Here is a 13,871-nt window from a genome sequence, read left to right on the forward strand (position 1 = left end):
GAACTTAGCTCGGCTGTTCGATCGAGAAACCAACGGCGAAAATTTCCGCGATTACTCCTGGGTCAGTGCGTATAACAAATGTCTGCTTGCTGGTCGTGGCGAGCTCCAACTGAAGGACTGATCGATCACCAGCCCGGTTGACGTAGCCGGCCTTAAATTCTCCTCCAGTACCTACCAAAGTGCTCACATAGGCTCCGCCGCCCTGATCGGCGGCATGAAGCACGATTTCCAGGCGTAGGATGCGACCGTAACCAGGCACCCATTTGCTCGCGTCAATCGTCTGTGGTGTCGTCGCCGACTCACTCCGGGCGATCAGGTATCGCTCGCTCGGCTTAATCCGGGTCCAGTTGCACACGGATTTCGGCCAGCCATAGCAATACATCGGCCGAAAACCACTTTGCGGATCGTAATAAAAGGATATCGGCAGCGTGCGACGGTAGGGAAAATTTTCCGGAACGCCCGCCGAACCGGCACCGTCGGTGCGTTGTGAGCTTTGTTGTCTCGTGAGAATGGCCTCCACGGATGCCCCTTCTCCCCTCTCCTTGGCAAGTACTATATAGTACCATCCGCCGAGCGGCTTCCCGGCAAACGTTCCGTTCGCATAACTGGCGTTAAACCCGCCGAATCCGTTCGTTTGCAAGGCGTCCTTACCCGCTCTCACGTCATTGGGCGTGACGACATTGTCGCGTCCACCGATCCCGGTCCTATCAATGTCGACCTTAATCGAACGATAAACGTTAAGGATTGCGCATCCGGTATTGTCGACGGCCGAGCCGGGATAGATAACGAGCGTATTGTCATCGAAACGTTGAGTCTCGAGGCCATGGAGCATACGCACGGGATAAGTGGGCTGTTTCGACCTGCAGCGCTGAGCGCTTTCCGATGCCCCTATTGTGGCAAACAGCGCCACGAGAACCGATCCGACCAGCATGCTGGCACGTCGAAAAGAGTCCCATAAACGGGACATCTTGGCGGAGGCGCCACATCTCATCGATTAGACACTCCTGTAATCGCGGATAATTGAATGCAGCAGCATGGCGATCCCAAAAAGCAGCAACGAAGTGACGAAGACGAGCAGTGTATGGAAACCGGGAAGAGGGAATATCCGATCAGTCGGCAATGTGGGACTAGATATCAAATTGAGATATTTCTGTTTCTGAACAGCTTCTTGGCGGGCATTCTCAAGGGCTGCCATAGAAATTTCAAGGCTCTTCTGCGAAAAGTCCGTCTCTACCTGAAGCCTCTCATAGTCTGCAAGGTGATTGGCGACGGTGTCGCCCGTAGTCCCCGCGAGACGCTCGCGAGTATTTGTGATCTGGCGTACCAAACTCGCTTCCCGTTCCTGCAGGACCGAAATGCGCGGCCGGTAACGCTCTGCGTTATCGGCCGCTGTGAGCTGGCTAATGTCCGCGCGAACTTTCGTGAGTTCGCCTTCGGTACCGTTGATAAGTTCCTGAATCATCTTAACTTGATCCATAGGGTCGACGGCGCCGTTGGCGTTCCGCCAGGCCGTAACCGCGATACGGGCCTTCAGCAGCCGCTCCTGCGCGCTTAGGAGTTCCTTCTTGCGAAAGGCGACCTGATCCTCCAAAGCCCGATTGTTCATCCGATTGACGAAGTCCTCCGACATCGAAATCAGATCCTGCGCGATTTTCTGGGCAATCTCCGGATCGAAAGCCCATACCTCAAGGGTCATAATGCTCTCTGTTGTAGAGACATGAAGCGTGATCAGCTCACTGTAATAATCGAACTCCTCGTCACTGTTGGCGTCCGCGCTGAGGCGTGTCAGCCAGTCGCCATACGGGGCAGAGTAGTATTTGCGAAAGCCGAGCGAGTTATCCAGTTGGTTTAGTGCATCGGGCGACTGGATGAAACGCCTAAGCGAATACATCGAGTTCGGCTCGCCGCCGCTCACTATTCCGATCGACGCCATGATCCCGCCAAAATTTGCGCCGGCGTTCTGTTGGCGATCCACGACGGTGAATTGTGCCTCTGATTTGTAGAGCGGCGCCGTCGTCATCAGCGAATAGAAAAAAATCGCTGACGTTGGGATGACGGTTAGCAACAGAAACAAGATGCGCGCCCACGGCAAGCGACTAACTTTTATATCCTCCCCTAAGTTTGAAATCTTGTCGCTCATACGCTCAATATCAGACTGTTGAATTGATTTTCTGTCCGGCTTTACTCGTGTAACAGCCATAACCGGCCTATGGAATCCGATATACTTGCTGTTTTGCTTCCGCTTCTAGCGGAAAGGTGACCGGCCTGCCTTCTGAGGCGGACCATCGAACGGCGGCGTAAACTTCCATTGTCTGAACAGCATTGTCAATTTCGCTGGTGGCCGGTTCATCAGACAAGGCGTCGCGAATGGTGGCAACCGCGTAGTCGATAAGGCTTGGCGGCACGGAGTCGAAATCGCCCGCTACAAGCGGCAGTCCGTAGAAGGTAAGTGGTTTTTCGCGGTCTTCGGAGCGGCGGTGGAGACAGGACCACTCGCCACCTTCCGTCTTCCACGAAACGACGCCGCGCTCGAAGATAAAATCTGCGCCAGCTACGATGCCTACGTCGTCTCCGAGATCGATGATCGCGCGTTTGCCATCCGCGTAGCATAGGATTGCAGTGCCGCCCGGATCGAAAAACTCGCTACCGCGATTGTTGTCGGGCGTTTTGTGGCTCATCACGGCGAATACCTTTTCCGGCATCTGCCTAAAGAGGTTGTTGCATAGGTCGATCCAATGGGTGCCTGTGCAACCAAACGATCCACCTCCGATCTTTATGACGATGCAACGAAGACTGCCCATATCGGGGCTGCTGTCTAGTGACTTAAGTGTCTTGGTGTTCTCGCAGTAGCGTCGGCCATGATTGACGATAATTCGCGCCCCTGTTCTGCGTGCAAGCGCCTGCAGATCCTCGGCATCCGAGAGGCTCTGGCTCAACGGCTTCTCCACAATGATACGCTTCTTGCCGGCATGGACGAGCTTGCAGGCGAGATCGACGTGGGCATCGGCTGTGGTGCAGATAACCGTCACATCGGCCTTACCGAAAACGACGTCGTCCAAGTTTCGCGTGTGCAAACGAGCAAGTTCCGGATCGCTTGTCACTGCAAAAGGCGTCTCTAGTGGGTCAAAGATCATCGCAATCTCATTGCCTGACGCCCGGATCGCATCGAGAAACCGGTAGCCCATTCGACCTGCGCCAATGACAGCAATTCTAGCCATTATCCTGCCCCATCCTTGTAGTTCGCAATACGATTGTAAACATTCCTAATCGACAGCAATTTTTGTTGCGCCGTCGGTAAATTCGCATCGATGTCGGTGTCTAAGAAGCCCATCAGTTGGAGATAGAGGCCCGCCTTGAATTCTCGGTCTAACGTATCGTCGATCTCTACGGGAAGGGCCTCGAAGCTTCCTCTAGGCATGACAGCGAGCTTTTCCATCGGCCGGAGGATAAGGCGCTCGTTCGGCAAAACGATCTCTATGCCCCAACGACCGGGTCCGCGCCAGTCGGCGAAATAGGAAAACCTCGCGCCGAGCTCGGTTTCCCCAAGGCCACGGAAGTCGGCTCCGCGGCTATGCCAGTCAAGACTGCCTGTCGTCTCCTGACTCCATCTTGACGGCTCTCCGCACAGGTGGAAAGCGAGGTCGATCACGTGGCTGCTGTTGGCGAGAACCCAGTTCTCTTTGATGTGAGACGCTGTTGGGAGCGCGGCCACTCGGTCTGCGTCCTCACAGAACTCGAAGCTGACGGATAATATCCTGTCTGCCGCCGCGATCCTCCGGCGCGCCTCAATCACTGAGGCGAAAAAACGGCGGTTATAGGCTATGACGACAAGGGAACCGCTCCGCTCGGCCGCCTCGACAACGCCTTCCATTTCTGTCGCCGTTAAACAGCCCGGCTTTTCCAGTAGTATCCGCTTGATGCCGGTCGCTGCTAGGCTGGTTGCAGCTGCCGCCAGCTTGTCGACCGGAAGCGCGACAATGGCCGCATCTGGTCGGCGCAGTTCATCGATGGCCGACGCGAGCCCTTTTGCATACACACGCATGTTATATTTTTCAGCAAGGGGCTCCACTCGTGTCGGGCTAGTCGCGACGACCGTCACATCCACACCAATGCGGGCCAAAACGGCGGCATGCAGCGCGGCCATTGGACCAGCACCAATCAGCCAAACTCGTATTCCACTCATTCCAACCATGCAATGTCTTCTTATCCTCTTCGCGCCTTGCCAACTGGGACGACTTCATATCCCCATATAGGTGCAGGTCGCTAACCGTCCGCCGACAAAACCATAGCCTCATCCCCCGCGGCCGGCTTCCAAACGCTTACCCATACTTTGTGCATCTGCTTTGCGGAAGACATAAGTCCGGAGCAAGGCTAAAATCCGAATTCTACCCGCACCTATAAAACTCTCAGACCCACCGCATAGGTCTTGGAGATGAGGCCGATGAACTTTTGCAACTCTGCGGTCAGTGCGTTGGCAGCATAAATCAGGTCGTTATTGCGGATCTTCATCTGTTGAAGCCAGAAAAACGACTGTGGATCGGAAAATTTCACACGGTATACTATCGGGACGCCGGAAGGGGTATGCTTCAGCGCAGTGCCTGGTGGCAGCAGCAATCGCGCAGTTTCTGGCGACTCGAAGCGGAAAAGGAAGACGCCACCAGCATCCGCTGTCGAATCAAGCAACCCGCCCGAAACCGAAATGGCGCCGGCAACAGTCTGCTTGGAGAAGCCGATAGGATATTGCCCCGGCTTTGCCATGGCGCCCATGGTGTTAAAGACTTGCGGCTCCTTAAGGACAAAGATCATATCGCCGGGGTAGACATAGATATTTTCGCTAGGCACGTTGACGATCGTAACGAGCGGCACTGTCTGGACGGTACCGCGTCGGACCAGCCGAACGACCGCTTCTGTCTCGGACGTGCGCATGCTCGACTCGGCAAGCACGGTCAATATGCGATCGCCGCCCATGCTTAGCTTGATTCGACCTGGATTGCCCACCTCGCCTAGAACGGTCGCGGTATTCGCGGTGGTCTCCACGGCAGTCACCATCGCCTTTGGTTCGATCGCGCGGCCCGTTAACGCTTTCTCGATTCGCTTGGCGACCTGGGATGGCGTGCTGCCAGCGGCGAGGACCTCCCCACCATAAGGGACATTAATGTAGCCAGACTGATCGATAACCTGATTGGGTAGAACCTCCTGGCGCGACCCCGAGGTAATCGATTGCTCCGGCGGCGAAAAAAGGCCGCCCGGCGCGCTCTCGAAAATCGAGATGGAGAGCGAATCTCCGATGCCTAGCAGCTGGCGAGGAGGGGGTGGCTTGACTCCGAACCGGTCGCGCAGACTGTGAGTCGGCGCGTTTGCAAGAATGGTCCCGACGCGCTCCGAAAGGTCCACGAGGTGATAGTTTGGAATGTGGGATTCCGACGATGCCGCATCTGCGAGAATGCTTGTCGCCATCGGTCCGTGGCTGGGATTTACCTGACATCCAGCGACTCCGAGCATGGCCGCTAACGAAACAAGCATGGTCGCAAGCCGAATTCTCATTTACGACAGAACCTTTTCCTTCTCTCGCTCAAAACTTTGAGAGGCCGGAAAATTCCGCATACGGACGACTTGCGATCCACCAACTCGACATTCAGGGCGATACCACTGTCCATATACCAACGCAGTGTATAAAATTGTCTTACGCTGATTTTACTCGCCCTCTCTAACACTATTAAATATAGCGGTAAAGCCAGGCGTCGCTGAATTGTAATTCAAAATTTAACGTATTGATCATGCGAATAACCTAAATTAAACGCTGTCGCTACTCCAGAATCATCGCGATGCAAGGTATTTTTTCCCGAAAGATTTAATTGGCGGGGCCTACGGATGCTTCCGGAGACGTTCCTGCGCCGCCCTAGGCCATGTCCCCAATTGCGCGGCCTGGCGACACGATACGACTGACGCGCGGACGATTACTTTGGCCGCACTCAAGCTTACAGCTATCTGAATATAGATCGCGTCAGCCAATGAGTCCGCGTCCTAGCACTACTTTAACAGAATTGGTTTTGCAGTCGGAATTTGACCTTGGCAGTGCGGACATCGATCTGCATCATTGGCATGGCGAATGCTGAGATGACGGCTCGACGGGTGGCTGGCAAGGTGGGCTTGTTTAGACGTAATGCGGCCACATCTGTCGTCGTTTTTTGCATGGGGGGTCCTCGAGGCGGCATGGCCACCAAGTTCCACGCATTCGTTGATGCCCAAGGTAGGCCGGTTCGTCTGGAGTTGACTGCAGGCCACTGCGTTGTTCATCACCGTAGCATCCAAGCGATCCCGGGCCTTGCTCAGCCTGTTGTAGAAAAATGCGCCGCTGGTCGCGAGGATGGTGAAGCAGACCCCGGCTGCGGCCCAGATCACCGGCCATTGCGTCTTTCTTGCTGCGCAGCTCGTTTGACAATGGAGTCAGACTGGCGTTGACACTCTGGAACCCCGTGTTCGTGTTTAAACGCAGCTCAACGATGTCCTTCCCTGGTTCTCCACCCGTTTCGAGCGACGGGCCTACTGTGCTATGGATCGAACGTGCCGTTCCCGTTGGGCATTTCGGTTGTTCTCGGCATTATAGCCACTGTCCTTTCAATGCGTCATTTCGATAGTAGCGCCGCAACTACGATGCGAAGGAGGCAAGGCCGGCACGTTGGCGTTCCGACTGAATGCAGTCTCCACCCGACGTCTGATGTGTCCCAGGTAGGTGACGTCCGTCGCGCGCAAGAAGGTAGTTTAGCAGGCCAGGTAGTTGCTTCGGTGGTGGCGCAGAACTTATCACTCTCACCCCAGTTTGAGATGATGGAGTCAAAACAGGCCGCGGAGCGTCATTATTTAGCCGTCGAGCAGGAAGACGGCTCTTGGTCGGTGATTGATGCGGCCACTGCTGTGGCTGTGAACCTCAGGGGCCAACCGATGGTTCTGCTTGATGAGCACCTCGCCAGCACCCTCGCCGCGTTCCTCAACCTGAAGACGGCGGACAGACTGGGACAAAGCGGGAGTGAATGTGCGACCAGAAAAGGAAATCTCGGATCACCCGGACAGGCCGGGTGTAGCCTTGGCACAGCTGCCCATGCCGCGCGGAAAAGCCACGCTCTCGGTGTAAGCTTGATGACGAGCAGAACCAGTCGTCGGGCATCTCGAACCTTATCACGTCAGTAACGCGCATCACGGGCAAGACGTTGGAATGATACCAACGAGCTGACCCACTCCCAACTCTTGCAGAGTTCCAAAATCAAGCCTAACGCACCGGCGGCGTGCATACGTCATCGTCAGAGGTTAAGTTTAGCAGGTGCTTGCCCATACCGACGCAAGGTAGTCGCCGTACAGCAATAGGATCAATCAGCTGGAACGTGAGTGCATGCATGGCATTTGATCCAATCGAAAAACTGCAACCGGGACGCCTTGTCTTGCTGATCTTCAAGGGTATGATCAACGGCAGATGGATCGGCTATGTCGATAAGGATGGCTTATGCGAGTGGCCGGATCAGGTACGAGGACAACGGCCAACAGGCTGGCAAGAAGTCAGTGCTGATTTAAGCCGTATCAAAGCTCTAAGGTTCTCCAGAGGTTCATTCTGATGCAGACATCTGCCTCTCGATGCCCCGTTTTTTTAGCCGAAGACCATCGTCAGGTTCCGCTAAGATAATTTAGACCACATTTGAACCGACCGGCGTCAAGGGCTCACCTTGGCGCCCAGGCCCAGCAGGTCGGTCGCCTTCGACTGGACGATGTCTTTCAGGGCATCCGTGCCGACGCCGAGATTCGCCAGCTCTTCCCGGTTCTTACTCTTCACTTAGGTCATGGCCTCGCTGACCATATCGCGGGTGACGATATTGGAGGCGACGGCGGTGATCCGGCTTCGCCTCAGGGCGAGCTTCAGGCCATTGACGGCCGACTGGTGCAACGCGTCGCGCAACCTGGCCTCGATTTCCAGTTTCTGCATTTCGTCGGCGACCTTCAGGACGGCGATGAGCCGGGCTGCAATCAATGTCACCAGCACCGGGCCGATGGTCGAGACCAGCAGCACGACGAGGCTGAACCACCTGCCAGAGCAGTGCGCATGTCTTCATGCTCAAATAGCAGACGTCGCTTGCTGCTGTTTCCAAGCGGCAAACGACGCCGCAACCGGCGATGCCGTCGGCGTCTTCATGCTTGGCGTCCCGGTGTCTTCGACGTTCCGGGGCGACAAGGAAGCGCAGGTTTCCGTCTCGAAGGGACAGGTGCAGGCCAAGTCCGCCATGATGAGCAAGGGCTGCAATTCGGCAATACCCGCCAGGCCCCGGCCACATGCTGCAAAGATGTGATCAGGCTTCCGCTCCTGACCTCGGACCAGCAAACGCCGTGAGCTGCATCGCCGCCAATGGCATCGGATTGGTGGAGGGAACGCGGAGGCCCTTCACCTCGGACTTTGCGATCCTAACGGTGCAGACCGAATTGGACTGGTTGACGCCCAGCGCGTGAAAATCGGGGCTCCTAAGCAGAACTGCAGCCGCCGTGGATTCGCTTGCTCAAACGAAGTTGGGTCTCAACGAGACGCGCGAAAATGCGTCGCTCAAGGCCTTCCTGAAGAGCGACGGCCATGCGCTCGGAGATCCGGCGAAGCTGCCCTGGTGCGGCGATTTCCTTGAGACCTGCATCGCGTTATCGCTTCTCAAAGAACCGATGATCGCCAACCCGTACTGGGCCTTGAACTGGCTGAAGTTCGGCCTTGATGTGCCGAAGGCCAAGCCGCTCATGGGCGTGGTCGGCGTCAAGTTTCGCGATGGGGGCGGACACGTCTTCGTCGTCAGCCACGACAAGACGCATTGCCCAGAGCCTTTGATGTGATCGGGCCAATCGTGCCGAGATACTTAATCGGCAGCTTTTCGACGAGCTGGAAATCGGCGATGGCACCCGTCGTCTTGCGCCCTGGAACGCCGTCGGCGGAGGCCGGTCCAAGGTCATACCCACGCACAGAAAATGCGCGCTACACCGCTTTCACGATGTCGCTCATGATGCAACTCCAATGTTGATTGACAGAACTGCATGCCTGGCCTATCGACCTTAAGCTGCAGAGGTATTCATGCCCGACCTGACCCCGACGAGATCGAGACACTGCGCATGCTCGCGGGTCAGTTGCCGCGGCGGCTGACCTCGAAACACGCGATCTGCGTTCTTGGACTGGCAAGCTTAGCCCTGTGCACTTCGGACGAACCCTATCGGTTGACCGACAAAGGCGTGGAGTGTTGAACAGCATCACCGGAACCGTTGATCTTCGGTCACGTCGAATCGACCTTGGGGTGCTCTGAAGCAGAAATTAGCCTGGGGAAAGCAGCTATCGTCGTTTTAGCGCTGCCGTATAGTCATAGGTGTTGACCAGTATTCTAAAATCATCAAAGCCCAAATTCCTTCAATTCAGCGTCTGAGACAGCAAAGCCTTTTTCTCTCAGTGGCAGATTAGCAGTGATGGCCTCGGGTCTCAATTATCCAAGATAAGCTCCGCTCAAGCGCGGCGTCATATTGCCCTTCAGGTTAACCTAGAGAGCGGGAATGGCATTCGGTACTTGGACCAGCACCGTCACGATCGAGCTGGGCGGACAGACCCGCCATTTTGCTCGCATCACAACGACACGCGATGCTGCCTCATATTTAATCGAGCGGTGGCCGGGCTTTCGTGACTCTGCCTACAAAGAGGCGGTCCTCACCTGCACAAAGGCCCTCAGGGGCGAGGTAGCCGACCAGACCGCCTTCAGCAGCTTTTTGCGTGCGGCGACAGCCTCGAGGTTGAGACACCTGAGCGGGCCTGTGGTTATGCCCGACGAATTCGAGCGAGCTATCATGATTGCCGCAAAAGATGCACTTGACGATGAGCTCCGGGAACTTGCTGTGCAAAGAGCTTCGCAACAGCCTCCCGGCGCTGCTGCGCATCGCGATCACGGCGGTCACTCAGACGCGCTTTCTGCGGTAACCTTGCCTGTTATCTAAAACATATCATTTGTATTCATCTTCTCCGGAAATGTGCCATAAGAAGCAACGCATTAACTTCCAGTGAGGGATTATAACAATGTGGGTCACATTCACGACATCAAACGGCGCTAAGGTTGCAGTTGATATGGCAAAAGTTGTGCATATCAACGAGACGGTTTCCGGGTGCCGCCTCTTTTTTGGGATCACCGTGACGGACGCAAGAGGCACTGAGGTTCTAAAGAGCCTTCCGGTTGCGGAAAGCATGCAGCAGGTGTCAAAGGTGCTTCGATCCAAGTCTGCTAAAGGCGGCTTTTTTTCAGCATCCGCTGGGCCGGTTATTAATCGAAAGGGCGATGCTGTTCAGCTCGAAGCGGAATGAGAAAGGGGAACTTCTAGATCGACCGCAGAACGTCGCCGCGGCGCTGAACGCAGCCATATCTATTGAGGCGACGACATTGTACCTCCACTGCTCTGGTCCCCGAAAGCCGCCGGAAAATTGGAGCTCAGGTCAGGTGTGATTTCTCGCCTGTTTGTCAGAAGTTCATGTGCAGGTAACCTCTCGCGATATAGAACGATGGTCAGTTTCACTCTACGGTCGGAGCTTTTCTGTAATTTATGAGTCGCTGCCGAAAATACGGCCCGCTCGAATGCATTCGCAAGTTTTGCATCTGACGGGTTGCAAATCTACTTGCTTCTACGCGTAGACCTCCATATCACTTCTTTAGTTAACGTTATACTGTTTATAACAGTTGGTCTGCCTTTTTTGGCGCGGACAGGGACATACGTGATGATTGGTGTATTTTTAAAGAGTGTTCTGTGCGAAGCGGTCACTCATTATTTCCTCTCCGCTCCGTTTCAGAACGCTATCATTACAGATGAGAACGGCCGCATGCTGGCTGACATCTGTTGCGACGCTTGGCGGCAGTTCATCTGGGAGCATGACTCAAAGAAGTTCATCGTCGCCGATGCGCTGAGCATCATGGCCGTAGGAGCCTCGCCGTTGCACCTTCAATTTCCAGACGTCAGGAAGTCATCGCGTGTCGAGCTCGTCCCTAGGCTGGATAGCGGCGGTTGCGTATTGGGCACCTATCTGCAGAGTAGGTCTTTTGCAGAACCCGTCGCTGCGCAAGGAATGATCATGGCAGGCGGCTTCGGGCGGCGGCTCGGAGAATTGACCAAGAACATGCCGAAGCCAATGCTGGCTATAGGCGACCGGCCAATAGCTCAACATCTTCTCGAAAATCTTCGCGATAGCGGCATCCGTGACATCTTCATGTCCGTGCATTACTGCAAAGATGCTCTGATCGACCACTTTGGAGATGGGAGCTCGTTCGGTGTGTCTGTGCGTTACGTCCATGAAGATAAGCCGCTCGGGACCGGCGGCTGCCTGTCTTTGATCACTAAAGACATCGAATCACCTCTTATCGTGGTCAACGGCGACATCTTCACCGATCTGCAATTCCATCGACTGATCGACAACCATAACGCCTCTGGAGCGGACATCACGGTGACTGTAAAGCGGCATCCTGTGACGCTTGCATATGGCGTGATCGAAACGAACGAATACGGTAGCTTCATAATGCGTGAGAAGCCGACATTCTCCTACGCCATCAATGCAGCGATTTATGTTTTATCGCCCAGCGTGTTCAACAAACTGGAAATCGGCATCAAAATCGACATGCCGACACTCATCCAGCATCTGGTTTCACTCGGCGCCAAGGTCAACCTGTTCCCACTGATGGAATCGTGGATCGACATCGGCACAGAGCCAGAATTGCGCCGTGCGCAAGAGGCAGTGGACACCAAGCAGCGGCCGCGTCTACAGACGATTTTAACCGATTTCAAATTAGACGAGATTGATCGTAATGTCGTCGATATGCCGGCCCGCATGCAGATATAGTTTGGACCAGGGCCGTGCGCAGCCGATTCGAGGCAATATAGTTGACGGCCGACCTTTGCGACAGCAAAACACGCAACCATTCGATTGAAGCCAGCAGTCGCCCCGGAACGGGCGTGTCCCGAAAGTCGGCTCCATCTCTCTTTGGCCTTCGAGCAAGGTGGACGTTTGCACTGAAGACTGATCGCCCCCGCGATGGTGAAATTTTTGTTGCCGCCCATCCTAGCTTGCCTAAACTCTGAAACTAGCGAATATCCGCGAAGTCAAAGAGGGGCGTTTAGATGCAGAGCAGGCGGGAAAAGAATTGGGGAATTGGCTTCGCCGGCCCTTTTCATGTCGTGGTTCGCTCGTCACAGAGCGGCCCCCGTCTTTGCGTGGATGCGGAGCTTTTGGGCGGGGCCCTCATCCGCCCCCCCGCCCGGCTCGACGCCGAATTCCAGGCCCTATCAGACACGCCTCGTTCTGCCAGACTCATTTCTGCTGGGTACCCGGCAGAGGCCTGTTTCATCCTCGGAAGGCGGCGGATGCTCTCCCTGGATTCAGACAAGGTCGTTCACGAACTTGCATGGAACATGGCCGTGGATTTGCGTGCTAATACCGCAGGCCTAACGCCTACCGACTACGAGCAGCAAGCTATTTTCGGTATGATGCATGCTATAGCGCCAAGGCTGCGGACTTATGTCGAGATCGGCGAACTCGTTGAGCGGATGGGGATCACGCGTGTCTATATTCCTCTTAACAAACTGTTCAACGCCTATTGCCTCCGCGGATTTTTAAACCGTGCTCTCGACTATTCCCTGAGAGCTCCTTCACCTGCAGTCCCTGCGAAATCATCCAAACCAGTAAAGAGGTGGCCCGAATTAGCGTCTCTGACCTTCGCAGAGGCCGACGCGCGAGGTCGGCCTTTCGCTAATCGCGCAATCGTTCGGCTGAAAGGCGAGCTTTCAACGAAACTTGGCCAAGAGACACTCAAGGTTCCGCCTTACAGCAATCCAGAAATCATCGCCAAGTTGAGCCCGATGAAGGTGGCCTCCCTTTACGGAAGACTAAGGAGCGCAGGCCTTCACCGGTCTGCATCGCTGTCGGTCGCGCTGGCTGCCGCCATCTTCGACGGAGGTATGCTTGCGCATCTCAACAGAATTGCCAGCCTGTTCCAGGTAGTTGCCCGAAGGAGTCCAGATACAGCCACGATCGCGGTCAACATGGGTCGCCTGCCTGTCCTGTTTGCGCTCTCCGGAGCGCAGGCGGGCGGGGGGCGAACCGTGGCCATCGAGACCATGCTCATCACGCGGCTCAGGCGATATCCTGTCTTTGAGCCTGATGACCACGTCGTGCTTGACGCGGGACAGACCGCGATACTGCGGTCGGCAGGATCGCGCTCGCGCGTTCACGCCTGCGGATCGATGCTCATCGAAGCGCGCGCCGAGGAGATTAAACACTCGGTACTCCCTGTTCCACGAATTCTAATCGCCACCCAGCCATCTGATCGCGAAATGCGCCAGATAATGGCGCTTGCTTCAATGCTGCCTTCCGAGGCGGAGGTCCAGATCGGACCGCATAGTGAGGATCAGGCGGCTTTCCGGGCCTGGCTTTTCGAAGTGTCCAACCATCTTCCCGGTCGTGGCGCAAGTCTTGTCGAGCCGGGCGCTGAATCGTTAACTCATGCCTCTGTCGTCATCACTGCGACTAGCAATATCGCCATCCTAGCGCAGGCGTTGAAAATCCCGGCAATCCTCGTCGCGGCGCGGCGGCATCTGGAAGACGCCTTTTCCAACGGGCCTTATCCAGGTTTGTGGGTAGATCCTGAAGAGCAGGATGCCGCGGCCCGCTTCCAGGATTCCTGTTCCTGTGCGCTTTCTGGTGCGTTAAGCGACTACCGAGAGATCAACGAGGTGGCACTAAGCCCTGGCGTTTCGACCCGGATCGCAGAGGCCCTTCAACGCGGCGGTTAGACCCCACGTCCACCAATGACCGCCGGTAATGGCAATCGGAGCATGGG

General features: G+C 55.7%; 12 protein-coding genes and 1 pseudogene. 7 read left to right on the top strand and 6 right to left on the bottom strand.

Annotated elements, in window-relative coordinates; translation table 11 throughout:
* Positions 1-4 precede the first annotated feature (4 nt).
* From J3A65_RS04425 to J3A65_RS04445, 5 genes are all read right to left on the bottom strand, one after another.
* Complete coding sequence (locus J3A65_RS04425) at positions 5-931, bottom strand: hypothetical protein (RefSeq protein ID WP_209899770.1); 927 nt, start codon at positions 929-931, stop codon at positions 5-7.
* A 63-nt stretch (positions 932-994) separates the two neighbouring features.
* Positions 995-2,140, bottom strand: coding sequence for a hypothetical protein (locus J3A65_RS04430; RefSeq protein ID WP_209899772.1), 1,146 nt, complete (start codon positions 2,138-2,140; stop codon positions 995-997).
* 67 nt (positions 2,141-2,207) lie between these two features.
* Positions 2,208-3,218 (bottom strand): Gfo/Idh/MocA family oxidoreductase, encoded by a 1,011-nt coding sequence (locus J3A65_RS04435; protein ID WP_209899774.1) that lies wholly within the window; start codon positions 3,216-3,218, stop codon positions 2,208-2,210.
* Complete coding sequence (locus J3A65_RS04440) at positions 3,218-4,192, bottom strand: Gfo/Idh/MocA family oxidoreductase (protein ID WP_209899776.1); 975 nt, start codon at positions 4,190-4,192, stop codon at positions 3,218-3,220. Before J3A65_RS04440 ends, J3A65_RS04435 begins: the two co-directional genes overlap by 1 nt.
* A gap of 203 nt (positions 4,193-4,395) precedes the next feature.
* Positions 4,396-5,457: a polysaccharide biosynthesis/export family protein gene (locus J3A65_RS04445; protein ID WP_209899778.1), complete on the bottom strand. Its 1,062-nt coding sequence runs from the start codon at positions 5,455-5,457 to the stop codon at positions 4,396-4,398.
* A 732-nt stretch (positions 5,458-6,189) separates the two neighbouring features.
* Between J3A65_RS04445 and J3A65_RS04450 the strand changes: the two are divergent.
* Positions 6,190-6,282, top strand: a pseudogene (locus tag J3A65_RS04450) (IS5/IS1182 family transposase); the annotation flags it as partial.
* Between the two features lie 1,109 nt (positions 6,283-7,391).
* Positions 7,392-7,607: a hypothetical protein gene (locus J3A65_RS04455; RefSeq protein WP_209899780.1), complete on the top strand. Its 216-nt coding sequence runs from the start codon at positions 7,392-7,394 to the stop codon at positions 7,605-7,607.
* Positions 7,608-7,822: 215 nt separating this feature from the next.
* Here the strand turns inward: J3A65_RS04455 and J3A65_RS04460 are convergent, their stop codons facing one another.
* A complete protein-coding gene (locus tag J3A65_RS04460) occupies positions 7,823-8,056 on the bottom strand; it encodes a hypothetical protein (protein ID WP_209899782.1) in 234 nt (77 codons plus the stop codon).
* 467 nt (positions 8,057-8,523) lie between these two features.
* On the opposite strand from J3A65_RS04460, the gene J3A65_RS04465 reads away from it, so the two are divergent.
* The 5 genes from J3A65_RS04465 (at position 8,524) to J3A65_RS04485 (ending at position 13,824) form a co-directional block, all read left to right on the top strand.
* Positions 8,524-8,856, top strand: a complete 333-nt coding sequence (locus J3A65_RS04465) for a hypothetical protein (protein ID WP_209899785.1) — start codon at positions 8,524-8,526, stop codon at positions 8,854-8,856.
* A 702-nt stretch (positions 8,857-9,558) separates the two neighbouring features.
* Positions 9,559-9,993 carry a DUF982 domain-containing protein gene (locus tag J3A65_RS04470; RefSeq protein ID WP_209899787.1) on the top strand — a complete coding sequence of 145 codons (435 nt, stop codon included), beginning with the start codon at positions 9,559-9,561 and terminating at the stop codon, positions 9,991-9,993.
* Between the two features lie 79 nt (positions 9,994-10,072).
* Complete coding sequence (locus J3A65_RS04475; protein ID WP_209899789.1) at positions 10,073-10,354, top strand: hypothetical protein; 282 nt, start codon at positions 10,073-10,075, stop codon at positions 10,352-10,354.
* Between the two features lie 408 nt (positions 10,355-10,762).
* Positions 10,763-11,875 carry a sugar phosphate nucleotidyltransferase gene (locus tag J3A65_RS04480; RefSeq protein WP_209899791.1) on the top strand — a complete coding sequence of 371 codons (1,113 nt, stop codon included), beginning with the start codon at positions 10,763-10,765 and terminating at the stop codon, positions 11,873-11,875.
* Between the two features lie 521 nt (positions 11,876-12,396).
* Entirely contained in the window at positions 12,397-13,824 is a 1,428-nt protein-coding gene (locus J3A65_RS04485; RefSeq protein WP_209899794.1) for a hypothetical protein, read from the top strand.
* The last annotated feature ends 47 nt before the right edge of the window (positions 13,825-13,871 follow it).

This window comes from Rhizobium sp. PvP014 (assembly GCF_017876855.1).
GTDB classification, from domain to species: Bacteria; Pseudomonadota; Alphaproteobacteria; order Rhizobiales; family Rhizobiaceae; genus Neorhizobium; species Neorhizobium soli.